This window comes from Halomonas sp. PGE1 (assembly GCF_013000985.1).
Classification (GTDB): Bacteria; Pseudomonadota; Gammaproteobacteria; order Pseudomonadales; family Halomonadaceae; genus Halomonas; species Halomonas alkalicola.
Genome location: NZ_CP053032.1, coordinates 2,105,921 through 2,132,573, shown reverse-complemented (window position 1 = coordinate 2,132,573; position 26,653 = coordinate 2,105,921). Strand labels below are relative to the sequence as shown.

The 26,653-nt window shown below is 66.2% G+C and carries 17 protein-coding genes and 3 pseudogenes; 8 read left to right on the top strand and 12 right to left on the bottom strand.

The annotated features are described in order from the left end of the window. The first annotated feature begins 83 nt into the window (after positions 1–83). A complete protein-coding gene (rarD, locus tag HIR79_RS10070; RefSeq protein ID WP_169958246.1) occupies positions 84–1,001 on the top strand; it encodes an EamA family transporter RarD in 918 nt (305 codons plus the stop codon). Here the strand turns inward: rarD and HIR79_RS10065 are convergent, their stop codons facing one another. After that, complete coding sequence (locus HIR79_RS10065) at positions 1,002–2,708, bottom strand: methyl-accepting chemotaxis protein (protein ID WP_249322110.1); 1,707 nt, start codon at positions 2,706–2,708, stop codon at positions 1,002–1,004. It abuts the gene before it with no gap. A gap of 210 nt (positions 2,709–2,918) precedes the next feature. Next, on the bottom strand, positions 2,919–4,193 hold the full coding sequence (locus tag HIR79_RS10060) for an O-acetylhomoserine aminocarboxypropyltransferase/cysteine synthase family protein (RefSeq protein WP_169958245.1): 1,275 nt from the start codon (positions 4,191–4,193) through the stop codon (positions 2,919–2,921). Positions 4,194–4,337: 144 nt separating this feature from the next. Here HIR79_RS10060 and HIR79_RS10055 point away from each other — a divergent pair, with 144 nt between their 5' ends. The 7 genes and pseudogenes from HIR79_RS10055 (at position 4,338) to HIR79_RS10025 (ending at position 15,024) form a co-directional block, all read left to right on the top strand. Beyond that, entirely contained in the window at positions 4,338–6,059 is a 1,722-nt protein-coding gene (locus HIR79_RS10055; RefSeq protein ID WP_169958244.1) for a SulP family inorganic anion transporter, read from the top strand. A 231-nt stretch (positions 6,060–6,290) separates the two neighbouring features. After that, positions 6,291–7,451, top strand: a complete 1,161-nt coding sequence (locus tag HIR79_RS10050) for a TAXI family TRAP transporter solute-binding subunit (protein ID WP_169958243.1) — start codon at positions 6,291–6,293, stop codon at positions 7,449–7,451. A 48-nt stretch (positions 7,452–7,499) separates the two neighbouring features. After that, the gene (locus HIR79_RS10045; RefSeq protein WP_169958242.1) at positions 7,500–9,509 is read left to right on the top strand and encodes a TRAP transporter permease; all 2,010 of its coding nucleotides are present in this window, start codon (positions 7,500–7,502) and stop codon (positions 9,507–9,509) included. Positions 9,510–9,553: 44 nt separating this feature from the next. After that, a complete protein-coding gene (locus HIR79_RS10040; RefSeq protein ID WP_169958241.1) occupies positions 9,554–10,984 on the top strand; it encodes an enoyl-CoA hydratase/isomerase family protein in 1,431 nt (476 codons plus the stop codon). Beyond that, positions 10,981–12,178: pseudogene (locus HIR79_RS10035) on the top strand (acyl-CoA dehydrogenase family protein). The gene HIR79_RS10040 and the pseudogene HIR79_RS10035 overlap by 4 nt, the downstream one beginning before the upstream one ends. A 32-nt stretch (positions 12,179–12,210) precedes the next feature. Then, the gene (locus HIR79_RS10030) at positions 12,211–13,332 is read left to right on the top strand and encodes an acyl-CoA dehydrogenase family protein (RefSeq protein ID WP_169958240.1); all 1,122 of its coding nucleotides are present in this window, start codon (positions 12,211–12,213) and stop codon (positions 13,330–13,332) included. Between the two features lie 27 nt (positions 13,333–13,359). Continuing rightward, the gene (locus HIR79_RS10025; protein ID WP_169958239.1) at positions 13,360–15,024 is read left to right on the top strand and encodes an electron transfer flavoprotein-ubiquinone oxidoreductase; all 1,665 of its coding nucleotides are present in this window, start codon (positions 13,360–13,362) and stop codon (positions 15,022–15,024) included. Between the two features lie 25 nt (positions 15,025–15,049). Here HIR79_RS10025 and HIR79_RS10020 read toward each other — a convergent pair. The 10 genes and pseudogenes from HIR79_RS10020 to HIR79_RS09975 form a co-directional block, all read right to left on the bottom strand. Continuing rightward, positions 15,050–15,753: pseudogene (locus HIR79_RS10020) on the bottom strand (IS5 family transposase). A 220-nt stretch (positions 15,754–15,973) separates the two neighbouring features. Further along, positions 15,974–17,350, bottom strand: a complete 1,377-nt coding sequence (ltrA, locus tag HIR79_RS10015; protein ID WP_211620701.1) for a group II intron reverse transcriptase/maturase — start codon at positions 17,348–17,350, stop codon at positions 15,974–15,976. A 521-nt stretch (positions 17,351–17,871) separates the two neighbouring features. After that, the gene (locus HIR79_RS10010; protein ID WP_169958238.1) at positions 17,872–18,828 is read right to left on the bottom strand and encodes an NAD(P)H-dependent flavin oxidoreductase; all 957 of its coding nucleotides are present in this window, start codon (positions 18,826–18,828) and stop codon (positions 17,872–17,874) included. Between the two features lie 64 nt (positions 18,829–18,892). Further along, on the bottom strand, positions 18,893–19,843 hold the full coding sequence (locus HIR79_RS10005) for an electron transfer flavoprotein subunit alpha/FixB family protein (RefSeq protein WP_169958237.1): 951 nt from the start codon (positions 19,841–19,843) through the stop codon (positions 18,893–18,895). Between the two features lie 14 nt (positions 19,844–19,857). Then, on the bottom strand, positions 19,858–20,619 hold the full coding sequence (locus tag HIR79_RS10000) for an electron transfer flavoprotein subunit beta/FixA family protein (RefSeq protein ID WP_169958236.1): 762 nt from the start codon (positions 20,617–20,619) through the stop codon (positions 19,858–19,860). Between the two features lie 44 nt (positions 20,620–20,663). Further along, positions 20,664–21,845, bottom strand: coding sequence for an acyl-CoA dehydrogenase (locus HIR79_RS09995; protein ID WP_169958235.1), 1,182 nt, complete (start codon positions 21,843–21,845; stop codon positions 20,664–20,666). Positions 21,846–21,974: 129 nt separating this feature from the next. After that, the gene (locus HIR79_RS09990; protein WP_169958234.1) at positions 21,975–23,357 is read right to left on the bottom strand and encodes a hypothetical protein; all 1,383 of its coding nucleotides are present in this window, start codon (positions 23,355–23,357) and stop codon (positions 21,975–21,977) included. After that, positions 23,354–23,785, bottom strand: coding sequence for a PaaI family thioesterase (locus tag HIR79_RS09985; RefSeq protein WP_169958233.1), 432 nt, complete (start codon positions 23,783–23,785; stop codon positions 23,354–23,356). The genes HIR79_RS09990 and HIR79_RS09985 overlap by 4 nt, the downstream gene beginning before the upstream one ends. Then, complete coding sequence (locus HIR79_RS09980) at positions 23,782–25,383, bottom strand: class I adenylate-forming enzyme family protein (protein WP_169958232.1); 1,602 nt, start codon at positions 25,381–25,383, stop codon at positions 23,782–23,784. The genes HIR79_RS09985 and HIR79_RS09980 overlap by 4 nt, the downstream gene beginning before the upstream one ends. Beyond that, positions 25,383–26,536 (bottom strand): annotated as a pseudogene (locus HIR79_RS09975) (acyl-CoA dehydrogenase family protein). Before HIR79_RS09975 ends, HIR79_RS09980 begins: the two are co-directional and overlap by 1 nt. Positions 26,537–26,653: the final 117 nt, after the last annotated feature.

Genomic DNA, 26,653 nt, shown 5'->3' with positions numbered 1-26,653 from the left:
GCCCCCGTGGCGGCAAGGCCTATAGCCTGCTAACGTACAGCTTTTCCCGTCACCTTATACGCCGCCCTGGCCACGAGACCCCGATGCGCCCATCGCCGAGCCCTGCCCCCGATCGCGAACCCGCCAAGGGGGTCGCCTTCGGCCTCTCCGCCTATATCCTGTGGGGCTGCTTTCCGCTCTTCTTCGCCCTGTTCCAGGGGGTGCCGGCCTTCGAGATCCTGATCCACCGGATCCTCTGGTCCTGCCTGTTCCTGGTGGGCCTGGTCACCCTGCTCAAGCGCTGGGCACCGATCCGCAAGGCCCTGAGCGAGCCGCGCCGCCTGGGCAGTGTGCTGGGCTGCGCTCTGCTGATCGCGATCAACTGGGGGCTCTACATCTATGCGGTGGAGACCCGCCAGGTGCTGCAGGCGAGCCTGGGCTACTTCATGACGCCGCTGGTCAACGTGGCGCTGGGCATGCTGGTGCTGCGCGAGACCATGCACCGACTGCAGGCGGCGGCCGTGGGGCTCGCCGCCGTGGCAATCCTGATCCAGCTGCTGCTGCTCGGAGAGCTGCCGTGGATCAGCCTGGGGCTCGCCTTCTCCTTCGGTACCTACGGGCTGCTGCGCAAGCAGGTTCCGCTGGACGGCCTCTCGGGGCTCTTCGTGGAGACCTTGCTGCTGCTGCCGCTGGCGCTGCTGACGCTGGCCTGGCTGGTCCAGGTCGACCTCTCCCACTTCCTGGGAGAGCCCCGCACCACCCTGCTGCTGATCGCCAGTGGGGTGATCACCGCCCTGCCCCTGCTGGCCTTCGCCGGCGCGGCCAGGCGGCTGCGCCTGGCCACCCTGGGTTTTCTGATGTACATCAACCCCACCATCCAGTTCGGCATCGCCCTGCTCGTGTTCGGCGAGCCTCTCACGGCGGTGCAGCTGGCCACCTTCTCGCTGATCTGGACGGCGCTGGCGCTCTACACCTGGTCCGCCTGGCAGGGGCGCGCGCGGCGCGAGATGGCCGGGGAGTGATCACGAAAGGGCTTCTTGCTGCCGCCGCGCCGGATCCGGCGAAGCTCGCACCTCTGGATCCGCCGCCAGCAGCTCGCCCTCGAGGGAGGACGGCACCTGCTTCGTGTCGTGACTCTCGAGCACCGGGGAGTAGCCGACCCGAAAGCCGCCCCAGTGCTTGCCCGCCACCATGAGTGGCACCGACAGGTCGTGCATGATTTCACCGGTGTCACGCTTGTAGGTCTGCAGCAACAGCGGTTGGCGGTGACTGCCGCAGCGCTTGCCGGTCGGGTCATCGAAGATCCGCTTGCTGCGGCTGAACTTGAGATCGTGCGCGAGATCCCCGGTGGGAGAATGGCTGACGGCCAGGTTGTGGGTCGGCACATAGCCGTTACGATCGCAGCTGATGGCGTAGGCCAGGCCATATGCCTTGAGCAGCGGCTCCTGCACGCCAGGAAAGAGACGGTCGCAGCACTCGTCATAGCGAGTCCGATACTTGGTGGGCTGGGTGTCCGGCACCGGCTCATAGCGGCCGTCGAAGAGCTGATCGATACTCAGCTCCCCGCGGCGCAGCGCCTTCTCCAGCAGTCCCTGTAGCTGATCCGCCGCCTGACGTGCCACGCGATAGACCTGCTGATGGCGGCCATCGAGACGCTGCTGGGCCAGGGCCGCCTCGACCCCTTCGGCGCTCTGCATCAGGGCACGGGCCTGGCACGCCAGGCTGTGCATGTCGCGGTTGCCCTCATCGACCTCCCGGGACAACGACTGCAGGGTGCCGGCAATCCGCTGGCTATGGTGCCTCGTGTCCTCCATGGCGGTGGCGATCTCGGCAATCTCGCGCTCCACGCCCTGCACGCTGTGGTTCATGGCGGTGAGGCGCTCCCCCACCGTCGTCATCTCGGCCGCCTGGTGCCCCACGCGCCCCATCAGCGGACCGATGTTCTCGACCACCTGGTGAATGCTCACGCCGATATCGCTTACCAGGGATTCGACGTGGCGGGTCGCATCGGCCGTCCGCCCGGCCAGCGCCCTGACCTCGCCTGCCACCACGGCAAAGCCGCGCCCGTGCTCCCCGGCCCGCGCCGCCTCTATCGAGGCATTCAGGGAGAGCAGGTTGGTCTGCTCGGCGATCTCCTCGATCATGGCGGTGACCCGCTTCACGCTGCCGGCCTTCTCCTCCAGGGAACCGAGCTGCGCCAGCGCCTCGGTGGAGCGCTCGGCCAGCGCCTGCATCTCGGTGACCACCGCATCGAGTTGCTCTCGACTCACCTCGCTCCCCTCCCGGGAGCTGGTCGCCAGCCGGGCGACCTGACTCGCCCCGCTGGCCACCTGCTCGATGGCACTGCTGATGGCCGTCATGCTGGTGGAGGCGTCATGGACAACGCGCTCCTGGCGCGTCAGCCGCTGATCGAGGCGATCGGCGTGGTGGGAGACCTCGGCGGAGGCGATGGCCGCCACGCCGGTGCGCCCTACCAGGTCATGGCCCAGGCGGCGCAGGGCCAGATAGTCCTGCACCGGAGGCAGCCAGGCTCGCCGCCGGGCCTTCAGCTCCGCGGCAGGCAAGGCGTAGACCCTCAGCATCCTGGCATAGAGGGCCAGGGCGCCGGCCACGGCGGCGAGCGGCAGGGCAAGCCAGGGAGTCCAGGGAGACACCCCGTACTGGGTGACCACGCCGGCCGCAACGGCCACCAGCGCGGCCAGAAGATGGATGAAAAGCTGCATAGCCATGCGCCCCATACGTTGATGTTATTTCCGGACCGCAGCTTAGTCCCTTCGGCGCCGGGTGAGACCTGCACTTTGGCCTGACACACCATGGTTGGACTCAAGTTCTGACAGCGTTGGACGACAATGGCCGAACACACTTGCCCTGCATCAACAAAGCGGCGCCGTCCCCCTGCCAGGACAAGGGGACGGCGCCGCTCCTGGATGACGAGGTAATCAGCGCTGGCTTGCGGCCAGGGCCTGATCGAGGTCGGCGAGGATGTCGTCGATATGCTCGATGCCGATGGAGAGGCGCACCATGTCCGGCGTCACCCCCGCCTTGACCAGCTCCTCGTCGTTGAGCTGGCGGTGGGTGGTGGCGGCGGGTATCGACGAGCAGGTCTTAGCATCGCCGATATTGACCAGGCGCAGGATCATGCCCAGGGCGTCGTAGAAACGCGCGCCGGCCTCGCGGCCGCCCTGGATGCCGAAGCTCAGGATGCCCGAGGCGCGCCCGCCCATGTACTCCTGGGCCAGGCCGTGGTCCTTGTGGCTCGGCAGTCCCGCGTACTTCACCCAGGTCACCGCGTCGTGGCCCTCCAGGTACTCGGCCACCCGCTGGGCATTGTCACAGATGCGCTCGATGCGCAGCGCCAGGGTCTCGAGCCCCTGCAGCAGGTTCCAGGCGGCCTGGGCGGAGAGCGCCGCGCCCATGTTGCGCAGCGGCACCACCCGGGCGCGGCCGATGAAGGCGGCCTCGCCGAGATCCCGCGTATAGCAGACCCCGTGGTAGGAGACGTCCGGCTGGTTGAGCAGCGGGAAGCGCTCGGCGCGCTCGGCCCAGGGGAACTTGCCGGAGTCGACAATCACCCCGCCCACGGTGGTGCCGTGGCCGCCGATGTACTTGGTGGCCGAGTGGATGACGATATCGGCGCCGTGCTCGATGGGGCGCCACAGGAAGGGAGTGGGCACAGTGTTGTCAACGATCACCGGCACGCCATGGCGATGGGCCACCTCGGCCAGGGCCTTCATGTCCACCACGCTGCCCGAGGGATTGCCGACGCTCTCGCAGAAGACCGCCTTGGTGCGCGCATCGATCAGCGCCTCGAGACCGGCCAGGTCGTCCTTGTCGGCGAAGCGCACCTCGATGCCCTGGCGCGGCAGGGTGTGGGCGAAGAGGTTGTAGGTGCCGCCGTAGAGCTCGCTGATGGAGACGATGTTGTCGCCCGCCTCGGCGATGGTCTGGATGGTGTAGGTGATGGCAGCCATGCCCGAGGCCACGGCGAGGCCGGCGATGCCGCCTTCCAGGGCGGCGATACGCTGCTCCAGCACCGCGCAGGTGGGGTTCATGATCCGCGAGTAGATGTTGCCCTCGACCTTGAGGTCGAAGAGGTCGGCGGCGTGCTGGGCGCTATCGAAGGAGAACGAGGTGGTCTGGTGGATCGGCACCGCCACCGAGTGCTGGTCGTCGGGGGCATAGCCGTGGTGCAGGGCGATGGTTTCGCGCTTCATGAGGTGTCCTTGCGATGGTTGTGGGTGATCCGGTGTGGGTGATCGGGCAGACCCGGGCATTTCACCAGATGCTAACCAACTCTGAACGCCACCACTAATATCGTTTAGTCTCTAGGCTCAATCCCCCTGTCGAACGAAGAACGGATGCTCAAGCGCTACCTGCCGGTCCTCACCTGGCTGCCCCACTACAACCGCCGGCTGGGCGGCGCCGACCTGCTGGCCGGCCTGATCGTCACCGTGATGGTGATTCCCCAGTCGCTGGCCTATGCCCTGCTTGCCGGCCTGCCCGCCGTGGTGGGGCTCTACGCCAGCATCCTGCCGGCAGTGCTCTACGCGCTCCTCGGCACCAGCCGCACCCTGGCGGTGGGGCCGGTGGCGATCATCGCGCTGATGACCGGTGCGGCCCTCTCCGGGGTGGCCACCCCGGGGACGCCGGAGTACCTGCAGGCGGCCCTGGTGCTGTCGCTGCTCTCCGGGCTGATGCTCGCGGCCATGGGCGCGGCCCGCCTGGGCTTCTTCACCAACTTCCTGAGCCACCCGGTGATCGCCGGCTTCCTCTCCGCCTCGGGGCTCTTGATCGCCGCCAGCCAGGCCGCCCACCTGCTCGGCATCGAGGCCAACGGCTATACCGTCATCGCCCTGCTGGGCAGCCTGGCCGCCAGCCTCGATGCCGTGTACTGGCCGACCCTGGCGCTGGGCGGTGGCACCCTGCTCTTCCTGCTGCTGTGCCGGCGCCACGCCAGGACGCTGCTGCGCCGCCTGGGCCTGGCCGAGCCCATCGCCGCCCTGCTGGCACGCTCGGGCCCGGTGCTGGCGGTGCTGGCCACCACCTGGCTCAGCTGGCACTTCGCCCTGGCCGAGGCCGGGGTGGCGGTGGTCGGCGCCATTCCCGGGGGACTGCCGCCCCTCACCCTGCCCGGCTTCGATGCCTCGCTGTGGCGGGCCCTGCTCGTCCCGGCGCTCTTGATCAGCGTGGTGGGCTTCGTGGAGTCGATCTCCATGGCCCAGATGCTGGCCGCGCGGCGCCGCCAGCGCATCTCGCCCAACCAGGAGCTGATTGGCCTAGGCGGTGCCAACCTAGCCGCGGCCTTCTCGGCGGGCATGCCGGTCACCGGCGGGCTGTCGCGCACCGTGATCAGCGACGAGGCCGGCGCCCAGACCCCCATGGCGGGTCTCTTCGCGGCGCTCGGCATCGGCCTGGTCACCCTGGCCTTCACCCCGCTGCTGCACCACCTGCCGATCGCCACCCTGGCCGCCACCATCACCGTGGCGGTGCTCACCCTGGTGGACATCCCGATGATCCGCCAGACCTGGCGCTACTCCCGCGCCGACTTCTCGGCCATGGCGGTGACCATCCTGCTGACCCTAGTGGAGGGGGTCGAGGCCGGCATCATCGGTGGCGTAGCGCTCTCGGTGGGCCTGTTCCTCTACCGCACAAGCCGTCCCCACAGCGCCATCGTGGGGCGTATCCCCGACACCGAGCACTTCCGCAGCGTGACCCGCCACGAGGTGGAGACCCTGAGCCACGTCGCCTTCCTGCGCATCGACGAGAGCCTCTACTTCGCCAACGCCCGCTACCTGGAGGACACCGTCCACGCCCTGGTGGTGCGCCACCCCGGGCTCGAGCACGTGGTGCTGATCTGCTCAGCGGTCAACCTGATCGACGCCTCGGCGCTGGAGAGCCTCGATGCCATCAACGCGCGCCTCAAGGAGTCAGACGTCACCCTGCACCTGGCAGAGGTCAAGGGCCCGGTGATGGACCGCCTCAAGCGCAGCGACTTCCTGGACGACCTCACCGGGCGAGTCTTCCTGAGCACCTATGCGGCCTGGCAGGCGCTGGGGGCTTCCTCTACCACCGGCAGCTGATCAGCTGACACCCCACCGCTCTTTGGCCTAGACATTGGTCTAGGCCTTACCTCCTCTCGCTTCCTCAAGTGCCCCGGCCAGCGCCTCTTTTCCCGCTGCATCACCATATGATGCGGCCCAGGTCCCATCGCGATGTCGTTGACATCGTCGTTGCCATTTCCCTACTATCGATGACGTATTTGAAACTTAATACCGCACAGCAAAACAATATTAATATTTGAGGAGCCCTCCATGCGATCAATCACTCGCCAACTTGCTCTCGCCAGCCTGCCCTTCGCCATGCTGGGCAGCAGCATCGCACTAGCCAACGAGGTCAATCTCCCTCGCACCATGGCGTGGACCGCCTACGGCACCAACTCCAGCGGCTATGCCCAGGCCGTGGCGATCGGCAACATGCTGCAGTCCAACTACGGCACCTCGGTCAGGGTGCTGCCCGGAGACAACGACGTCTCGCGCATGACGCCGCTGAAGCAGGGGCGAGTCGATCTCTGCGCCTGCGGCATTGCCAGCTACTATGGCGTCGAGGGGGTGATGATGTTCGCCCATCCCGACTGGGGCCCTCAGCCCATTCGCCTGATCACCACCTCTACCGCCTCGTTCGGCCTCTCCCTTGCCGTGGCCGGTGACCTGGGAGTTGAAACTCCGGCGGACCTGCGCGGCAAACGGATCGCCTACATCCGCGGGGACGACGCCCTCAACAAGGGAACCGAGGCCTATCTGGCCTTCGGCGGCCTGACCTGGGACGACGTGGAACGCGTCGACTATCCTGGCTATGGCCGCTCCTTCGACGGCATCATCGCCGGTAACGTCGATGCCTCCTTCACGACCACCGTTACCCCTCCCGCCCAGCAGCTCGCCAGCAGCCCCCGCGGCATCAGCTGGCCGGTGCTCGATCCCAATGACGCCGAGGGCTGGGAACGCATGGCCGCCGTCGCACCCTACTTCCAGCCCCACCGGATCACGTCGGGCGCCGGCGGCGTCAGTGCCGACAACCCCGTCGACAGCGCCAGCTACCCCTATCCCATCGTGGTCGGTAACGCCGACCTCGACGACGATGTTGCCTATGGCCTGATCCGTGCCCTGCAGGACAACTATGACGACTACAAGGACAACGCGCCCGGTGCCGTGGGCTACGCCCTGGAGTATCAGGATCTGCAGTGGGTGATCCCCTTCCACGACGCCGTCGTGGACTACTACGAGGAGATCGGCGTCTGGACCGACGAGATGAAGGCCCATCAGGAGCAACTGGTCGAGCGTCAGAACCTGCTGCTGGCGGCATGGGAAGACTTCGTCAACGACGCACCCGACGATGAAGAGGCCTTCGGCAGCGCCTGGATGGAGGCACGTGCCACCGCACTGCGCGACGCCGGTTTCGACCCCGTCTTCGAGTGATCCCCCCGGGGGGCGGCTCGGGCCGCCCCCAGCTTTCTGGACCCTGCCATGACCCACACTGCTGACAACGACGGCACCCAGCAGGCCAAGGAAAAGATCCGCCAGATGCGGACCCTGCCGCTGCCACTGCGCTGGATACCCGGCGCCGTGACGGTGATCCTGCTGCTGATGACCCTGGACTACCTCTTTAATTTCGGCTACTTGACCTTCGTCACCGGCCTGGAGACCCAGTTCTACTATTCGGTGGTGGCCCTTCTACTGCCGCTGATCTTCCTGCTCTGGCCGCTGACGCCGGCGGGCCAGCACCGCCCCATTCCCTGGTACGACTATCTCCTCAGCGCCGTGACTCTGGCCGTCAGCGGCTACTTCGTGATCAACGCCGACTCGATCCTCGAGCGGGGCTGGGCATTCGCAGCTCCGGATACCGCCCTGTGGGTCAGCTATGCCTGGTGGCTGCTGATCATCGAGGCGGCGCGCCGCGCCGGCGGCTGGCCCATCGCCGTGATCGTCACCCTCTTCTCACTCTACCCCCTGGCAGCCGACGTGATGCCGGGCCCCATTCAGGCCTTTCCCTCATCGCTCTCGGAAACGGCCATGTACCACACCATGAGCACCGAGAGCATCATGGGCATCCCGCTGCAGGCCTTCGCCGGCCTGGTGATCGGCTTTCTGGTGTTCGGGGTGGTGCTGCAGAAGAGCGGCGGTGGCAAGTTCTTCATCAACCTGGCCTTTGCCCTGCTCGGCCATGTACGGGGCGGCCCGGCCAAGGTATCGATCTTCTCCAGCGGTCTGATGGGCTCGATGAGCGGCAGCGTGATCAGCAACGTGCTGACCACCGGCGTGCTGTCGATTCCCGCCATGCGGCGCATCGGCATGAGCCGCTCCTTCTCCGGCGGGGTCGAGGCCTGCGCCTCTACCGGCGGGGTACTGATGCCGCCGGTGATGGGCGCCACCGCCTTCGTCATGGCGATGTTTCTCGACGTGCCCTACTCCGCCGTTGTTCTGGCCGCAATCATCCCGTCGATCCTCTATTTCCTCGGCCTGTTCATCCAGATCGATGCCTACGCGGCACGCAACGACATCAAGGGGCTGCCCACCGTAGAATTGCCGTCACTCTGGCAGACGCTGAAGGAGGGCTGGTACTTCATCTTCGTCTTCGCGCTGCTGGTCTGGATGCTGCTGGTGATGCAGCGCGAGGCCGTGGCCCCCTTCTACGCCACCGCGCTTCTGCTGGTCCTCAACCAGCTCTCCCGGCACAACCGCTGGGGCTGGAAGGAGCTTGGTGAGGCGCTGTCGGGTGCAGCCAAGCTGTTCGCCGAGCTGATCGCCATCCTGGCGGGCGTTGGGATGCTGGTGGGCGCGCTCTCCATGACGGGGCTCTCCGGCACCATCGCCAACGACTTCATCCATCTCGCCGGTGGCAGCGTTCCGTTACTGCTGCTCATGGGTGCCCTGACCAGCTTCGTGCTGGGTATCGGCATGACCGTCACCGCCGCCTACATCTTCCTGGCGGTGGCCCTGGCACCGGCCCTGATCCAGGGCGGCGGCCTCGACCCGATGGCGGTGCACCTGTTCATCCTCTACTGGGGCATGCTCAGCTTCATCACGCCGCCGGTGGCGCTTGGCGCCTTCGCTGCCGCTACCGTCGCCGGAGCCCGACCGATGTCGACCGGTCTGCAGGCCATGCGGCTGGGCAGCGTGATCTACTTCATTCCCTTCCTGTTCGTGCTCAACCCGGCGCTGATCATGCAGGGCGAACCGCTGCAGATCGTGCTGGTGTTCGTCCAGGCACTGGCCGGCATCGTGCTGTTCGCCTCGGCCATGCAGGGCTACCTGATCGGGGTCGGTCGACTGGGTCATGGCGCGATCCAGGAGACGGCGATCCGCGCCCTGGTGCTGATCTCGGGGCTCACCCTGGCTCTGCCCGGGGGCGGCATGGTGCCGCTCAGCCAGGTCGAACTGCTCGGCATCTCGCTGGCCGCCCTGGTGCCTGCCATCCTGCTGGCCCGCTGGAGTGGACGCCACCGCCGTGACGGCTCACACGAGCCGAGCCTGTGACCCGAGCCGGCCACACACCACGCCCACAACCCGGAGATCATTGCATGCCAGCCTGTGTCCACTACCAGCGCCATGACGAGATCGGTGTGATCCGCATCGACAACCCGCCCGTTAATGCCCTCGGCCATGCCGTGCGCAGCGGCCTGCTCGAGGCGCTCGACCGGGGCCTGGCCGATAACGGCGCACGCGCCCTGGTGCTGATGGCAGACGGCCGCACTTTTATCGCCGGTGCCGATATCCGCGAGTTCGGCCAGCCTCCCCGGCAGCCGATACTGCCGGAGGTCGTCGCACGCCTCGAGGCCAGCACCAAGCCCCTGGTGGCGGCACTGCACGGCACCGCCCTTGGCGGCGGCCTCGAGGTGGCACTGGGCTGCCACTACCGTGTGGCCCTGCCGGGTACCCGGGTCGGCCTGCCCGAGGTCAAGCTCGGCCTGCTGCCCGGTGCCGGCGGTACCCAGCGGCTGCCCCGCCTGGTCGGCGTGGACAGCGCCCTGGCACTGATTACCAGCGGGCGTTTCGTGCCTGCCGAGGAGGCATTGACGCTGGGCATCATCGATGCCATTGACGAGACTGCTGTCCCGCTCGATGCCGGCCTCGATGCCGCTCGCGCCATCCTGGCAGGCCAGCGCACCGCCCGTCGGACCGGCGAGCTACCCGCGCCCGCCGCGGACCCCGGGGCCATGGCACGCCATCGGGCTCGGCTCGAGACCGAGGCGCCCGAGCTGTTCTCGCCATTTCGTTGCCTCGAAGCCATCGAGGCCAGCACCGATCTCAGTCTGGCCGAGGGGCTGCGCCGCGAGCGCGAGCTATTCCTCGCCTGCATGGACTCCCCCCAGCGGGCCGGATTGATCCATGCCTTCTTCGCCGCCCGTGCCCCGCACAGGGTGCCAGACACCGGTGCCCCCCAGATGCTGACCCGCATCGCCCTGCTCGGCGCGCACCCGCTCTTCGAGCGTCTCAAGGCCAATGCCGGGCGGACTGGCATCGCGTTGACCGACCGGCCGGACGCCTCGACACAGGCCTGTCTCATCGCCCCCGAAAACACGGCTCCCCGTTGTCCGGCGAGGTGCCTGTCCATCGTCCTTCAGCCGGCCGAGGGCATCGGCCGGCTGGATGGGCTGGACGCAGACCTGGTGCTGGTCACGCCGACACAGGGCGCTCTGGTGGAACTGGTCGCCACTCGCGCCAGTGGCGAACAGCAACAGGCCGCGGCCTCTGCCATCAAGGCACTGCGTCAAGCCGTCGTGGTAAGCCGCGGCCACAGCCTGCTCGCCGCGCTGTACCGGACAGCGAACATCGCGCCTGATGACCGGTGGGCCGCCATGGAGGCGGCCAGCCTGCTCCTCGCCGAGCAGGGCTTCTGCTACCGCTCAAGCGATATCGACCTGCTGGCCGTCGAGGTCCTGGGCTACCCGCGTCACCTCGGTGGCCCCCACTACCAGGCCACTCTTTCTACCTCGGAGACATCCCCATGAACCTGACCTACAGTGCCGAGGAGCAGGCGTTCCGCCAGGACGTACGCGACTTTCTCGCCACGTCACTCCCCGACGACATCCGCGAACGCGTGCGGCTCGGCCGGCGGCTCACCGCCGACGATCACCTGCGCTGGCAGACGATTCTCAGCGAGCGCGGTTGGCTGGCCGCCAACTGGCCCGAGGCACACGGGGGGGCCCGGCTGGGGCCCGGTGCAGCGACATATCTTCGACGAGGAGTGTGCCGCCGCCCACGCGCCGACCGTGGTGCCGTTTGGCATCAACATGGTCGCGCCGGTGATCATGAAATTCGGTAGCGAGGCGCAGCAGCGCCACTACTTGCCGCGTATCCTCGCCAACCGGGACTGGTGGTGTCAGGGCTACTCCGAACCCGGGGCCGGCTCCGATCTGGCCAGCCTCAAGACCCGCGCCGTGCGCGACGGTGAGCACTATGTCGTCACCGGACAGAAGACATGGACCACCCTGGGGCAGCACGCCAACATGATGTTCTGCCTCGTGCGTACCGACCCGGACGCCAGGAAGCAGGCCGGCATCAGCTTTCTGCTGATCGACATGGCGAGCCCGGGCATCTCGGTACGCCCGATCATCACCCTGGATGGCGCCCACGAGGTCAACGAGGTCTTCCTCGACGAGGTCCGCGTACCGGTGGCCAACCGCATCGGCGAGGAGGGCCAGGGCTGGACCTGCGCCAAGTTCCTGCTGACCCATGAACGCACCGGCATTGCCGGGCTCGGCCACGCCAAGCAGGCACTGCGCCATCTCAAGTCGTTGGCCACCCGGATTCAGCATCGCGGGCGGCCGCTCCTCGAGCTGGCGAGTTTCCGCCAGCGGGTGGTGAAGGCCGATCTCGAGCTGATGGCACTGGAGGTGACCAACCTGAGGGTCATCGCCGCGGCCCGGGATGGCGGCGTACCGGGGGCGGAGAGTTCGCTGCTCAAGGTGCGCGGCTCGGAGCTTCGCCAGGAGCTCAGCGACCTGACCCGCCGCGCCCTGGGGCCAGCCGCGCTGCCCTTCTTCCCCGACTTCCTTCACGGCGACGGCGAGCTCGACGACCCGACCCTGGCGGAGAGTGCCGCTGGGGCCGCCCAGTACTTCAACCGCCGCAAGCTTTCAATCTATGGCGGTGCCAACGAGATCCAGAAGAGCATCGTCGCCAAGACAATTCTCGGCATGTGAGTCGCCGACCCTCGGCACCCAAGGAGCCGCCCATGGACTTTTCCCTGACCGACGAGCAGCGCATGCTCGCCGATACCCTCGATCGCCTGATTGCCGACCGGGTCGCCCCCGAGCAGCGCCGCGCCATGCTCGAGGCAGCTGCCGACGAACCCTCGGCGCTGTGGCAGACCTTCGCCGACCTCGGATTACTGCACATGCCCTTCGCCGAGGAGGTCGGCGGCCTCGGCGGTAACGGCATTGACCTGATGCTCATCATGCAGGCCCTGGGTCGCGGCCTGGTACCCGACGCCTACCTGGCCGGACTGGTGCTGCCCGGCGATCTGCTGGCCCGACTCGGCGATGCCGAGCAGCGGGAGCGCTGGCTGACCCCGCTGCTGGAAGGTGACCATCAGTTGGCACTCGCCTGGCAGGAGAGCCACGCCCGCTACGATGCCCACGGCATCGCCACCGCGGCGCGCCGGGATGGCGATGGCTGGCGTCTCGATGGCAACAAGCAGCTGGTGCTCAATGCCGCCTCGGCCGCTGCCCTGCTGGTCACCGCCCGTCTCGATGACGGGCGCCTGGGCCTGTTCGTGGTCCCCGCCGACGCCGACGGCCTGTCACGCCGCGACTACCGCACGATCGACGACCAGTCGGCGAGCGACCTGACCCTGAAGGCCGTCTCGTTGAGCGACGACTGCTGTCTCGGCCTCGACGTCGCCCAGGCCCTCGATGCCACCCTCGCGCTCGGCCGCGCGGCGCTGTGTGCCGAGGCGGTCGGTGCCATGGAGGTTGCCTGCGAGCAGACCCTCGACTATCTCAAGGAGCGCAAACAGTTCGGCACCCCCCTGTCGGCGTTCCAGAGCCTGCAGCACCGCATGGTCGACATGCACCTGCACCTCGAGCAGGCCCGTTCCATGGCGATTCTCGCCGCCACCAGCCTGGCCCTTCCCGATGCCGAGCGCGACTATCGCCTCGCCGCGGCCAAGGCCTACTGCGGCGAGGCCGCACGCTTCGTCGCCGAGCAGGCCATCCAGCTGCATGGGGGCATGGGCATGACCGAAGAGTGCTACGTCTCCCACTACGCCAAGCACCTGGTGATGTTCGATCACTACCTGGGCGATGTCGACCACCACCTCGACTATGTCAGCGACCACCTTGTCGACGCGGCCTGACCGCTGATGGAAACACAGGAGAACTCCATGGCAACGATCGAACGTGACTCAATGGACTTCGATGTGGTCATCGTCGGCGCCGGCCCCTCGGGCCTGGCCGCGGCGTGCCGGCTGATGCAGCAGGCCAATGCCGCCGAGCAGGAGCTCACCGTGTGTGTGGTAGAGAAAGGCTCCGAGGTGGGCGCCCATATCCTCTCCGGCGCCGTCTTCGAGCCCCGCGCCCTGGCCGAACTCTTCCCCGACTGGGAGGAGCGCGGCGCCCCGCTGACCACCCCGGCGATCCGCGACGAGCTCTACCTGCTCAAGGATGCCGAGAAGGCCCAGAAGCTGCCCAACGCCCTGGTGCCCAAGTCCATGCATAACACCGGCGGCGACATGCCCCGCTACGTGATCAGCGCCGGCAACCTCTGCCGATGGCTGGCCGAGCAGGCCGAGGGCCTGGGCGTAGAAATCTTCCCGGGCTTCGCCGCCCAGGAGGCGATCGTCGAGGAGGGGGTGGTCAAGGGCATCCTGATCGGCGACATGGGCGTGGGCGCCGACGGCGAGCCCAAGGACAGCTACATGCCGGGCATGGAGCTGCGCGCCAAGTACACCCTCTTCGCCGAGGGCGCCCGCGGCCATATCGGCAAGCGCCTGATCCAGCAGTATGACCTGGCGGCCGGCCGCGACCCCCAGCACTACGGCATCGGCCTGAAGGAGCTGTGGGACATCCCCGCCGAGCAGCACGAGCCCGGCCTGGTCCTCCACGGCTCGGGCTGGCCGCTCGACAAGTCCACCCACGGCGGCTGGTTCCTCTACCACGCCGAGAACCAGCAGGTGGTGGTGGGCCTGATCATGGACCTCTCCTACCAGAACCCCTGGCTGTCGCCCTTCGACGAGTTCCAGCGCATGAAGCACCACCCGGTGCTGGCCAAGCATCTCGCGGGCGGCAAGCGCATCGCCTACGGCGCCCGCGCCATCACCAAGGGCGGCCTCAACTGCCTGCCGAAGATGACCTTCCCGGGCGGCCTCTTGATCGGCTGCGACGCCGGCACCCTGAACTTCGCCAAGATCAAGGGGCTGCACACCGCCATGAAGTCGGGCCTGGTGGCCGCCGAGGCGGTCTTCGAGGCCATCGCCGGCGGTGATGAAGGGGGACAGGAGCTGACCGCCTTTACCGAGAAGTGGGAGGCGAGCTGGGCCTATGCCGAGCTCAAGGAGAGCGCGAGCTTCGGCCCGGCGATCCACAAGTACGGTACCGTGGGCGGCGGCGCCTACAACTTCGTCAACCAGCTGCTCGGCGGCAAGCTGCCCAACGTCCACGACACCACGCCGGATCACGCAGCGCTCAAGCCGGCCGCCGAATTCGAGAAGATCGACTACCCCAAGCCCGACGGCAAGCTCTCCTTCGACAAGCTCTCCTCGGTGTTCCTGTCGAACACCAACCACGAGGAGGATCAGCCCTGCCACCTGCGCCTGGCGGACCCGGAGCTGCCGATCCGCGACAACCTGCCGACCTATGCCGAGCCTGCCCAGCGCTACTGCCCGGCCGGGGTCTACGAGGTGATCGAGGGGGACGACGGCAAGCCGCAGTTCCAGATCAACTTCCAGAACTGCGTGCACTGCAAGACCTGCGACATCAAGGACCCGGCCCAGAACATCACCTGGGTGGCGCCCGAGGGCGGCGGCGGACCCAACTACCCGAGTATGTAGGCGCGCACCTAGGGAGCGTTAACAATTAGGCCAGCCATATGACGGCGGATACAAGGTTGAGTAGCGACTGGTAGTTTCTCGCCAGTCGCTCATAGCGTGTTGCCAGCCGCCTGAACTGCTTGATTTTCTGGAAGAACCTTTCTACCAGGTTGCGATCCTTGTAACAGTGCCAATCTATCTCGGGGCATTCCAAGCGATTCTTTCTCGGCGGAATCACCGGCTCGGCGCCCACCGCTCGAATGATGTCCCTCAAAGCGGTGGAATCATACCCCTTGTCGCCAAGCACCGCCGCTGGAGAAAAGCCCGCCAGTAACGCTGGGGCGGCTCCGTACTCAGACGCTTGGCCCGGTGTGAGGATTAGCCGTACCGGGTTGCCGAGGGCATCGACCGCCGCGTGGATCTTGGTGCTCAATCCCCCACGCGATTTCCCCATGGCTTCGGTGCTCTGAGCCGTTTTTTTGCCGCCCCATGCTGATGAACTTTGACGATACTGCCATCTATCATCAGCTGCTCCATGTCGGGATCATCGGCTAATGTGTCGATAACCTGCTGCCAGACCCCCTTCTTAGACCACCGGTTATAGCGCATGTAGACAGTGTGCCAGCGACCGAAGGCGTCGGGCAGATCACGCCAGGGAGCGCCTGTCCGGGCGATCCACAGGACGGCTTCCACGAACAAGCGATTGTCCTTGGCCGTCACCCCGCGATCTGAAGCTTTGCCGGGGAGCATGTGCTCGATGCGCTCCCATTGGTCATCACGTAGCATTAGCCGAGGCATAGATCACCGAAAAATGCTGATATTCTAAATCAGCCCGATCTCCATCAGCAATTGTTAACGCACCCTAGCAGGACGGAGTATCAAGAAATCGAGTAGGAGGGGGAGTCGCCTCCCCCGTCCTCTCACACCACCGGGCATACGGTTCCGTACCACGGCGGTTCACGAAGAACGACTAAGCCCTCTTGACCGTATCGAGTACCGAGATCAGGCCCTGCTGCTCGAACCATTTCCGTGGCAAGGCCTGATTCATGTGCGAGGCGCCGGCGTTCCACCAAGGGCCTCGCCCGTTTCCCGCTGACTTCCACGCCCGATGGTCGTCCAGACCCAGCGCCCGTAGCTTGCGGCGCCGTGTCCGCGGGCGTTTCCATTGCCGCCAGATCACGCAACGCAGTCGGCGACGTATCCAACCCTCCAGCGCTTCCAGCGGGCGCTTTACGTCGACGAAGGAGAAGTAGTTGGCCCAGCCCCGCAGGACCGGGGTCAACTCTTCGATAACGCGCCGTATGTTGCGCCCCCTGCCACGCTTGAGGATCTCGCGGACACGCTGCATCAGGCGCTGCAGGCTGGTCTTGGCCAGCGTCAGCTTCGGCCGCTTGTGCCGGGTCAGCGTGTAGCCCAGATACCCCCGGTGCCAGGGTCGATCCACCGCACTCTTGTTGCGATTGACCGTCAGCCTGAGTGAGCTCTCGAGAAAATCACTCAGACTGGCCATGACGCGCTCGCCCGCTCGCCGACTCCTGACATACACCTGCAGGTCGTCGGCATAGCGGCAAAAGCGGTGGCCGCGGCGTTCCAGTTCCTTGTCCACGTCATCCAGCAGGATATTGGCCAGCAGCGGGCTGAGTGGTCCGCCCTGGGGCGTGCCCTGCCGGCGTGGCGCGACCAGGCCGTCCTGGAACATCCCGGCTTCCAGATAGCGCCGGATCAAGCGCAACGCTCGCTTGTCGCGGACGCGGCGCGCGACCCGCGCCATCAGCAGGTCGTGATTCACCCGGTCGAAGAAGGCTTTCAGGTCGAGGTCGACCACCCAGCGGTGGCCGGCGGTGACATGGGCCTTCATCGCCGAGACGGCCTGCTGGGCACTGCGCCCGGGCCGATAGCCATAACTCGATGCGGAGAACCCCGGATCGAAGATCGGCGTCAGCACCTGCAGCAGCGCCTGCTGGATCAGCCGGTCAGTGACCGTGGGGATGCCGAGCTGTCGCGTCCCGCCCTTGGGCTTGGGGATCTCGACGGCTCGGACTGGACTGGGGTGGTACTCACCGGCCAGCAACCGCTCGCGCAGCGTTGGCCAGCATTCCTTCAGGTGGTCGGCCAGCTGGTGGACCGTCATGCCGTCGGCACCCGGCGCCCCCTTGTTGGCGACCACCCTTCGGTAAGCCCGCTCCATGTTGGCCTTATCTACCACGGCCTCCATGAGCGGGGCGGGCTCCGCTTTCGTCCACGATGACGACGCCGGGATCGTCTCGACGCCCACCGGCTGGGACTCGGGGTTCCGCCCCTGCCCCTCTGGGTGGGTGGCGGTATCAGCGCCACTTTCTGCCTTCATGATCGATCCTCGAGACATCATCGCCTACTCGCGGTTCTTCATGTTCGGCCCTTGGTGCCGCGGTGAACCAGCACTTACTATGGCCTCTGCTGACGTCTGGTGGCCCATCCCGTCGCCTCTCGGCGCCGGTAGCACCGTGGCAGACCACCAGACCTCCCAGGGTAAGACGCGCGACCTTCCTCCCATCTACCCGCCGCATTTACCTCCACATCTTCCGGATAGCTATTGGGCTTCGAGTGTCATTGCCCTCTCGCCCAGATGTGGCTGCCTCATATGCGATTCCTGTTCGTCAGGCCGGGAGTTTGCCTTCAGCTTCCTTCAGATTCCGCCTCGCGGCGGACACCCTTGCTGTTCGGCTAGCGGTTCCCGCTATCAGGGTCCGCAGGGGACTTTCACCCCCAAGTCATCCCGAGGCACCACCCTCGGGAACAGCACCTATCGGTGCTACGCGCCATGCCTGGCGCACAACGACATATCCCACCGAGTTCGGTGGGATATGTCCCGAGAAGGGAGGTCGGCAACTAAACGGCAAGTCGCCGCCGGGCCGCCAGATAGTCTCGCTCCAGCTCATCCACGATCTCGGCCACGCTCTGGCGGAACTGAATTGCGCCGACACCTTGGCCGGCCCCCCAGATATCCCGCCACGCCTTGGGCTTGCTGCCGCCGTCAGACCCGTAGCGCATCTGGCGCTTGTCGCCCGTCGGGAGATCATCGGGATCCAGTCCTGCTCGCTCGATGCTGGCTCGCAGGTAATTGCCATGTACCCCGGTAAAGAGGTCGCTGTAGACAATGTCGGCCGCCCGGGAGTCGACCACCATACGCTTGTAGGCCTCCACCGCATTGGCTTCATGACTGGCGATAAAGCGTGTTCCCATGTAAACCAGATCGGCACCCAGCGCCTGAGCCGCCAGGATCTGCTCACCGCGCCCGATACCGCCGGCCAGGACCAGAGGGCCATCGAACCTCTGTCTTACCTCAGCCACGAAGGCGAAAGGGTTTAGGCGCCCACCGTGCCCACCCGCACCGTGGCTGACCAGGATCAGTCCGTCCACGCCGCACTCGATGGCCTTTTGCGCATGGCGCAGGGTCGTCACATCATGGAAGACCTTCCCGCCATATTCGTGCACTCGCGCCACGACGCGGTCCGGGGCGTGCAAGCTGGTGATCACCAGAGGCACGCGGAACTCGGCACACAGCGCCAGATCGTGCTCGAGGCGATCGTTGGTGGGATGCACGATGAGATTGACCGCAAAGGGAGCAGTCCTGCGTCCGGAGTCGGCCTCTGGGCTATCGGCAAGCCCCTCGGTGATGCGTGAGAGCCAATCTGCCAGTGCTTCCGCGGGGCGAGCATTGAGTGCGGGAAAGGCGCCCACGATACCGGCCCGACACTGAGCCAGCACCAGTTCGGGACCGGAAAGGATGAACATCGGTGAGCCAATCACCGGCAGTCGCAGGGAGTCCTCAAACCAGTCCAGCATAGTGTCTCCTGATAGACGAAAGGCCCACCGAAATAGGCCCATTCAGGGAAGATCCCGATCATCGTTACAGCTTGCTCTCGAGCTCCGGCAGCGCCTGGAAGAGGTCGGCCACCAAGCCATAGTCGGCCACCTGGAAGATCGGTGCCTCCTCGTCCTTGTTGATGGCGACGATCACCTTGGAGTCCTTCATGCCGGCCAGGTGCTGGATGGCACCGGAGATGCCCACGGCGATGTAGAGCTCAGGCGCGACGATCTTGCCGGTCTGGCCCACCTGCATGTCGTTGGGCACGAAGCCGGCGTCCACCGCGGCGCGCGAGGCACCGATGGCCGCGCCCAGCTTGTCGGCGATGCCGTCGAGCAGCTTGAAGTTCTCGCCGTTGCCCATGCCGCGGCCACCGGAGATCACCACCCGGGCGGCACCCAGCTCGGGGCGGTCGGACTTGGCCAGCTCCTCCTTGAGGAAGGTGGACTGGGCGTTGTCGGCCCCTTTCGTGAAGGACAGGCCCACCGCCTCGACGGCGGCACTGCCCCCCTCGGCAACGGCATCGAAGCCGGTGGTGCGCACGGTGATCACCTTGAGGGCGTCCTCGCTCTGCACGGTGGCGATGGCGTTGCCGGCGTAGATCGGGCGCTTGAAGGTGTCCGGGGACTCCACCGCGATGATCTCGGAGATCTGGGCGACGTCCTTGAGGGCGGCGACCCGGGGCAGCACGTTCTTGCCGGTGGTGGAGGCGGCCGCCAGCAGGTGGGTGTAATCGCCGGCGAGCTCCGCGAGCAGCGCCGCGGTGGGCTCGGCCAGCAGATGGGCGTAGGCGGCGTGGTCGGCCACGCGCACGCGGGAGACGCCGTCCAGCCTGGCGGCGGCCTCGGCGATGGCGGCGACGCCTTCGCCGGCCACCAGCACGTCGATATCGCCACCACTCTCTATGACAATCTGCTTGGCAGCGGCAACCACATGGGCGGTGGCGCCGGCCAGGGCGCCGTCGTGATGTTCAGCGAGTACCAGAATGCTCATGAGATCAGCTCCTATCAAAGCACTTTGGCTTCGTTCTTGAGTTTGTCGACCAGCTCATCCACGGAGCCCACCTTGACGCCGCCCTGGCGCTCGGCCGGCGGCTCGACCTTGAGCAGCTTCACGCGGCTGGCGATCGAGATGCCCAGCTCCGCCGGGGTGGTGACGGAAAGCGGCTTCTTCTTGGCCTTCATGATGTCCGGCAGCTTGGCGTAACGCGGCTCGTTCAGGCGCAGGTCGGTGGTGACGATGGCGGGCAGGGTCAGCTCGACGGTCTGCAGGCCGCCGTCGACCTCGCGGGTCACCTGAAGCTTCTCGCCCTCGACCTTCACCTCGGAGGCGAAGGTGCCCTGGGGCAGGCCGGTGAGGGCCGCCAGCATCTGGCCGGTCTGGTTGTTGTCGGTGTCGATGGCCTGCTTGCCGAGGATCGTAAGACCCGGCTGCTCCTCTTCCACCAGCCTGGCCAGCGCCTTGGCGGCGCCCAGCGACTCGACGCGCTCGTCGGTCTCGGCTGACGTATCCACATGAATCGCGCGGTCGGCGCCCAGCGCCAGCGCGGTGCGCAGCTGCTCCTGGGCGGCCTTGGGGCCGATGGTCGCGACGACCACCTCGGTGGAAATGCCCTTTTCCTTCAGGCGCACCGCCTCTTCCACGGCGATCTCGCAGAAGGGGTTCATGGCCATCTTGACGTTGGTGAGGTCGACGTCGGAGTGATCCGGCTTGACCCGAATCTTGACGTTGTAATCCAGCACGCGCTTGACCGCGACGAGGACTTTCATGGCGTATCTCCGGTGAATTGTTGTTGGGTGCGCCGAGCCGGGGCTCAGCAGAAGGCCTGGAGGCCGGTCTGGGCACGCCCCAGGATCAGCGCATGGACGTCGTGGGTGCCCTCGTAGGTGTTCACCACCTCGAGGTTGACCAGGTGGCGCGCCACCCCGAACTCGTCGCTGATGCCGTTGCCGCCCAGCATGTCGCGGGCCAGGCGGGCGATATCCAGCGCCTTGCCACAGCTGTTGCGCTTCATGATCGAGGTGATCTCCACCGCGGCGGTGCCCTCGTCCTTCATGCGCCCCAGCCGCAGGCAGCCCTGCAGGGCCAGGCAGATATCGGTCTGCATGTCGGCCAGCTTCTTCTGGATCAGCTGGTTGGCGGCCAGCGGCCGACCGAACTGCTGACGGTCCAGGGTGTACTGGCGGGCGGTGTGCCAGCAGTCCTCGGCGGCGCCCAGGGCGCCCCAACTGATGCCGTAGCGCGCCGAGTTGAGGCAGGTGAAGGGCCCCTTGAGGCCGCGCACCTCGGGGAACATGTTCTCCTCGGGCACGAAGACGCTGTCCATGACGATCTCGCCGGTGATCGAGGCGCGCAGGCCCACCTTGCCGTGGATCGCCGGGGCGGAGAGCCCCTCCCAGCCCTTCTCCAGCACGAAGCCGCGGATATCGCCCTCGTCGTCCTTGGCCCACACCACGAAGACGTCGGCGATGGGGCTGTTGGTGATCCACATCTTGCTGCCGGTGAGGCGATAGCCGCCGTCGACCCTGCGGGCGCGGGTCACCATGCCACCGGGGTCGGAGCCGTGGTTGGGCTCGGTGAGGCCGAAGCAGCCGATCCACTCACCGCTGGCCAGCTTCGGCAGGTACTTCTGCTTGGTGGCCTCGTTGCCGAATTCGTTGATCGGCACCATCACCAGGGAGGACTGCACGCTCATCATGGAGCGGTAGCCGGAGTCGACGCGCTCGACCTCCCGGGCGATCAGCCCGTAGCAGACGTAGTTGAGGCCGCTGCCGCCATACTGCTCGGGGATGGTGGCCCCCAGCAGGCCGGTCTCGCCCATCTCGCGGAAGATGGCCGGGTCGGTCTGCTCGTGGCGGAAGGCCTCCAGCACGCGGGGCGCGAGCTTGTCGGCGGCGAACTGGGCAGCGCTCTGCTGCACCATGCGCTCCTCGTCGGTGAGCTGCTGGTCGAGGAGCAGCGGGTCTTGCCAGTGGAAGGCGGGCATCTGGGACATGTCGAAATTTCCTCTATGTTTCATTAGGGCCTGGCGCGACAGACTGCCTTATTCTGCAATGCGAAACTTGATTCCATTTATAATATGGTGCTGAACGACCTCGCCACAGTCAAGCGGCAATTGCCATGCTTAAAAGCGTGCCACCAGGAACCACGCCGCCAATAGCGGCATGGAGAGACAGAGAAAAAGGCCGTTCCAGCGATAACCGATGCGCAGCGACGAAACCCCAGTGAACCTGGACAGAATCAGCATCGAGACGGTCATGGGGGATGACATGAGCGCCAGCGTCCATCCCACCAGCAGGGAGACCGCAAGAATGGGCGGCGACAGTCCCTCGATGCCCAACGTCGGCAGGATACCTGCCAGAAGGGTGACGCTGACGATGGGGTTGATGCCAACCTGGGCCAGCACCGCCACCAGCAACATCGCGATCACCGCCGTGCCTGCCCCCAGCGATGACAGGAAGCCGAGGCTTCCGGCCAGGGCCGAACCATCCACCAATCCCACGCAGAGGTGCCCCAGATAGCCTGCCGCCCCCAGCACCACGATCTCGTTGGACGCCGGTGAAACCAGCCTGGGCAACCCGCGATGCAGGGTAACGGCGGCAGCCGGCACCCCCGCCATGCCATGGCGGCGGAACTGCCAGCAGAGCCACAGGAAAGCCCCCAGGGGCGCCCCCAGCAGCACGGCGGTGGGCAACTGCAGACCGAACCCCCAGGCGAGAGAGAAGATCAACGCCACCAGCGAGAGCAGCAGCAGGGAGAAACGCCCCAAGGGCCTCAGCGAGGGAACCGCATGCTCACTGGTCTGCTGCATGCGCGGTCCGGTCACCCGGTCGACGCCCCAGCCAACCAGAAACAACACCAACGCCGCACCCAGGGCGTAGGGAGCCAGCTCGATCCAGCGCAGGCCCTCCATGCTCGAGAGCACCACCGCCATGCCGATGCCCATGGGCGACACCAGTGGCGCCAGTGCAAAACCGCGCAGCAGTGCCAGCATCATGCGCCGCTGTCGTGCCTGCTGGACCCACAGACGACCTTGGGCCGCCGCCAGGGTATTGCTCTTCTCTATCATGGCGGCAAAGAGATTGAGCACGCCGATATTGAGAATGATGCCAAACAGGGCCGAGCCCAGAGACAGGATCGGATAGCGTCGGCTGGGCGGTTGAAGCAGCATGGCATGCCCGCAGCGCTTCACCAGCCTCGACCGGTAGGCGGGTAGCCGAAGCAGGCCCAGTACGACCAGAAAGGTCGCGAAGAAGGCGAAGCGTCCCGCCCCCTCGCGCAGCAGCGCCAGGGGGGCGGTGTGATGCCACAGCGCTACCAGGCTCAGCAGGGCCGCAGCGCCCAACAGGACAAGGGCCATGGATGAGAGCCCACGCAGGGTGAGCAGATACCCCCCCAGGGCGACCATGGCCAACCACTGGGCCTGGGCGCTGACGAACACAAGGTCTGCCAGGGTCGCCAGAATAACAACCAACAGCAGGGAGGCCCTCAGGCGATCCCGGCTCACTGGTTCACTCCCTCCTCGGCCTCGCTTCCCCGACGCCGACGAAAGGATCCTTCCCCCATCGCCACGAGGTTGCCCTGGCTGTCGAACACCTTGCCACTGGCCATGAAGGTACTGCGCCCTCCTCCTTCCAGACGACCGACAGCGCGCAGCGCCTCTCCCTTGGCCGGCGCAACGAAGGTGGTGGAGAGCGACAGCGTCATTGCCTTGCGCAGCTGGTCCGGAGCCTCGCAGTGCAGGCCCGAAAAGCTCAAGGCCACATCCAGCAAGGTACTGAGGACGCCACCGTGGACGATCCCGCTGCGGTTGAGGTGATGCGGCTCGACCACCAGCGCGAGCGTCACCTGATCAGGCAGCCAGTCGACGACGTGAATGCCCAGATAGTCCTGGAAACCCACCATCCGCCATGACAAGGGCAAGGAATCACTCATGACAGATCCTTTCCCTGCGCCATGTCACGAAGACGCCCCTTGAGGATCTTGCCGCTGGCCGTCGCAGGCAGGCTATCCATCAGTACGATCCGCGTAGGCCGCTTGTAGGGCGCCAGCCGTTCGGAAATGAATGCCCGCAGCGCCGTCTCCTCGAGGTTTGCACCAGGTTCGCACTGTACAAAGGCCACCACCTCCTCGTTGCCCGATACCTGACGCCCCACCACGGCCGACAGCGTCACATCGGGATGTTCGTTGATCACCGCCTCCACATCGGGTGGGTAGATGTTGAACCCGGAGCGAATGATGAGCTCCTTGCTGCGCCCCACGATATAGAGCTGGTCATCTTCGTCGACGCGTGCAATGTCGCCGGTGTTGAGCCAGCCATCCTGGTTTAGGCAGGCTTGCGTTGCCTCGGGCTGACGATAATAACCTTTCATCACATTGGGGCCCCGCACCCAGAGCTCACCCACCTCGTCACAATCATCGGCTTTATCGCCGCTGGCACCCAGGGGCTCCAGGCGATACTCCAGCAGCGGCAGCACACGTCCCACGGTATTGCTGACGTGGCGATCGTCGATCCGGGTCTGGCTGATGGTCGGACTGGCCTCGGTCAACCCGTAGCCGTTGTGCAGGGTCAAGCCGAAAGCGGTCTCGACTCTCCCCTTGATGTCGGCATCCAGGGGCGATCCCCCCGCGGAGATATAGATCAGCGCGGGTGCCTCCAGGGCCTGCCCACGCTGGCGCAGAAACTCCAGGGTTCGCGCATACATGGCCGGGACCCCCTGCAGGACGGTGATGCGTTCCCGCTTAAGGGCGTCGAGCAGCATCGCCGCATCGAAGCGCGGCACCGCATAGAGGCAGGCACCGTTGTAGAGCGATCCCATGCACACCGAGGAGAGACCGAAGACATGGGACATCGGCAATACCCCGTAGACGCGCTGGCCCTCACTGAGATGCCGCATGCCACCCGAGATCGAGGCGATATAGAGGATGCCACGATGGGTCAGCATGACGCCCTTGGGGGGGCCGGTGGTCCCTGAGGTGTAGATCATCGCCGCGACCTGCTCGGCACCACTGGCCGCGACCGGTTCCGGATCGCTGTCGGCCAGCCTCCCTACCCGCAGCGCGCCCAGGCTGGGATGCACCAGGGGCTCGGCACCATGTCGACAGCCGTGCGCTTCCGCATCGGGGGACGCCTCGCTGGTGTAGAAGATGCGCCGCGGCAGACAATTATCGCGGATCAGGTCGATTTCCTTGGCCGTCAGGCGCGAGTTGACGATCGCCACCCAGGCATCGAGTTCGCTGGCGGCCAGCAGCAGTACCACGAGGGCACGACTGTTCTCTCCGACCGTCATCAGACGGTCGCCCGGACGAATCCCCAGCGAGGCCAGCCACTCCCGGGCCTCGAGGATCTCGCGCCCAAGATCGGCATAGCGCCAGCGGACCTCGCCATCTACCAGTGCCGGCTGGTTGGGAATGCGCCTGGCATTGTCGAGCACCCGGGTACTCAGGCGTTCTGGAAGCTCCGCCACCAGCTCACTGGCCAGGCGTCCGAAGATAGATTCGTCGGGCGCCCGGTGTGTCACTGAGAGGGCCATCAGGACGCCTCCCGTACCATATTGCGGGCGATCACGATCTGCTGGATCTGGGTGGTGCCCTCGTAGATGCGGAACAGCCGCACGTCGCGGTAGAAACGCTCGACGGCGTACTCCGCCATGTAACCTGCCCCGCCGTGGATCTGAACCGCACGATCGGCAACACGGCCAACCATCTCGGCACAGAACAGCTTGGCGCACGAGGCCAGGGTCGACACGTCCTCGCCGTCATCCTTGCGGCGCGCGGCATCGAGGACCATGGTGCGGCCGGCATAGGCTTCGGTCTTGCTGTCGGCGAGCATCGCCTGGATCAGTTGATGCCCGGATAGAGGCGTCCCGAACTGCTGGCGGTCCATGGCATAGCGGAGCGATTCTTCGACCAGCCGCTCGGCGACACCGACACAGACAGCGGAAATATGCAGGCGACCTCGGTCGAGCACCTTCATCGCTGTCTTGAAGCCCTGTCCCTCGCGCCCGCCGATGATGTTCTCGGCCGGCACCCGGCAGTTGTTGAAGATGATGTCGCAGGTATGGGCGCCTTTCTGCCCCATCTTGTTGTCGGCAGGCCCACGCTCGAGACCGGGAGTGTCGCCCTCGACGATAAAGGCCGAAATGCCACCGGCACCTTTGTTATCGGGATCCGTTCTTGCCATCACGGTGAACAGGTCCGCCTCGGGACCGTTGGTGATGTAGCGCTTGGTGCCGTTGAGGATGTAGTGATCGCCGTCGCGTACCGCCGTGGTGCGCAGGCTGGCCGCGTCGGAACCGACGTCAGGCTCGGTGAGGCAGAATGAGCTCAGGATCTCGCCGGTGGCCAGCGGCGGCACATAGCGCTCTTTCTGCTCCGGCGTGCCATCGATCAGGATGCCCTGGGCGCCGATGCCGTTGTTGGTGCCGAACACCGAGCGAAACGCCGGAGAGGTCTTGCCGATCTCCATGGCCACCAGCGCCTCTTCCTCCATGGTCAAGCCGAGGCCGCCGTACTCTTCGGGGATTGACAGACCGAACAGCCCCATCTCCTTCATCTCCGCGAGCAATTCGGGGGGGGGACGGCATCGTCCTCGGCCAGGCGTGCCTCGTTGGGAATCAGTCGTTCGCGCACGAAACGAGAAATGGTATCGAGAAGCTGATTCAGGAGTTCCGGATCGCGAATCATGGCGTGTCCTCACAGGTCGAGTGGCAGGCAGGTCCCCAGGGGGCGGCAGCGTCAGGAGCACTGGTTCTGCATTGTGGAATTGTCGTTCGCATCTGTTGTCAGGCACTTTTGCATAGC

Excerpts from the sequence above, each read along its gene's own strand:
- HIR79_RS09980 (WP_169958232.1), bottom strand. The coding sequence starts at position 25,383 with ATGGCCCTCTCAGTGACACACCGGGCGCCCGACGAATCTATCTTCGGA.
- HIR79_RS10005 (WP_169958237.1), bottom strand. The coding sequence starts at position 19,843 with ATGAGCATTCTGGTACTCGCTGAACATCACGACGGCGCCCTGGCCGGC.
- HIR79_RS10000 (WP_169958236.1), bottom strand. The coding sequence starts at position 20,619 with ATGAAAGTCCTCGTCGCGGTCAAGCGCGTGCTGGATTACAACGTCAAG.
- ltrA (WP_211620701.1), bottom strand. The coding sequence starts at position 17,350 with ATGAAGGCAGAAAGTGGCGCTGATACCGCCACCCACCCAGAGGGGCAG.
- HIR79_RS10045 (WP_169958242.1), top strand. The coding sequence starts at position 7,500 with ATGACCCACACTGCTGACAACGACGGCACCCAGCAGGCCAAGGAAAAG.
- HIR79_RS09985 (WP_169958233.1), bottom strand. The coding sequence starts at position 23,785 with ATGAGTGATTCCTTGCCCTTGTCATGGCGGATGGTGGGTTTCCAGGAC.
- HIR79_RS10040 (WP_169958241.1), top strand. The coding sequence starts at position 9,554 with ATGCCAGCCTGTGTCCACTACCAGCGCCATGACGAGATCGGTGTGATC.
- HIR79_RS10055 (WP_169958244.1), top strand. The coding sequence starts at position 4,338 with ATGCTCAAGCGCTACCTGCCGGTCCTCACCTGGCTGCCCCACTACAAC.
- HIR79_RS09995 (WP_169958235.1), bottom strand. The coding sequence starts at position 21,845 with ATGTCCCAGATGCCCGCCTTCCACTGGCAAGACCCGCTGCTCCTCGAC.
- HIR79_RS10060 (WP_169958245.1), bottom strand. The coding sequence starts at position 4,193 with ATGAAGCGCGAAACCATCGCCCTGCACCACGGCTATGCCCCCGACGAC.
- HIR79_RS10065 (WP_249322110.1), bottom strand. The coding sequence starts at position 2,708 with ATGGCTATGCAGCTTTTCATCCATCTTCTGGCCGCGCTGGTGGCCGTT.
- HIR79_RS10050 (WP_169958243.1), top strand. The coding sequence starts at position 6,291 with ATGCGATCAATCACTCGCCAACTTGCTCTCGCCAGCCTGCCCTTCGCC.
- HIR79_RS10030 (WP_169958240.1), top strand. The coding sequence starts at position 12,211 with ATGGACTTTTCCCTGACCGACGAGCAGCGCATGCTCGCCGATACCCTC.
- HIR79_RS10025 (WP_169958239.1), top strand. The coding sequence starts at position 13,360 with ATGGCAACGATCGAACGTGACTCAATGGACTTCGATGTGGTCATCGTC.
- HIR79_RS10010 (WP_169958238.1), bottom strand. The coding sequence starts at position 18,828 with ATGCTGGACTGGTTTGAGGACTCCCTGCGACTGCCGGTGATTGGCTCA.
- rarD (WP_169958246.1), top strand. The coding sequence starts at position 84 with ATGCGCCCATCGCCGAGCCCTGCCCCCGATCGCGAACCCGCCAAGGGG.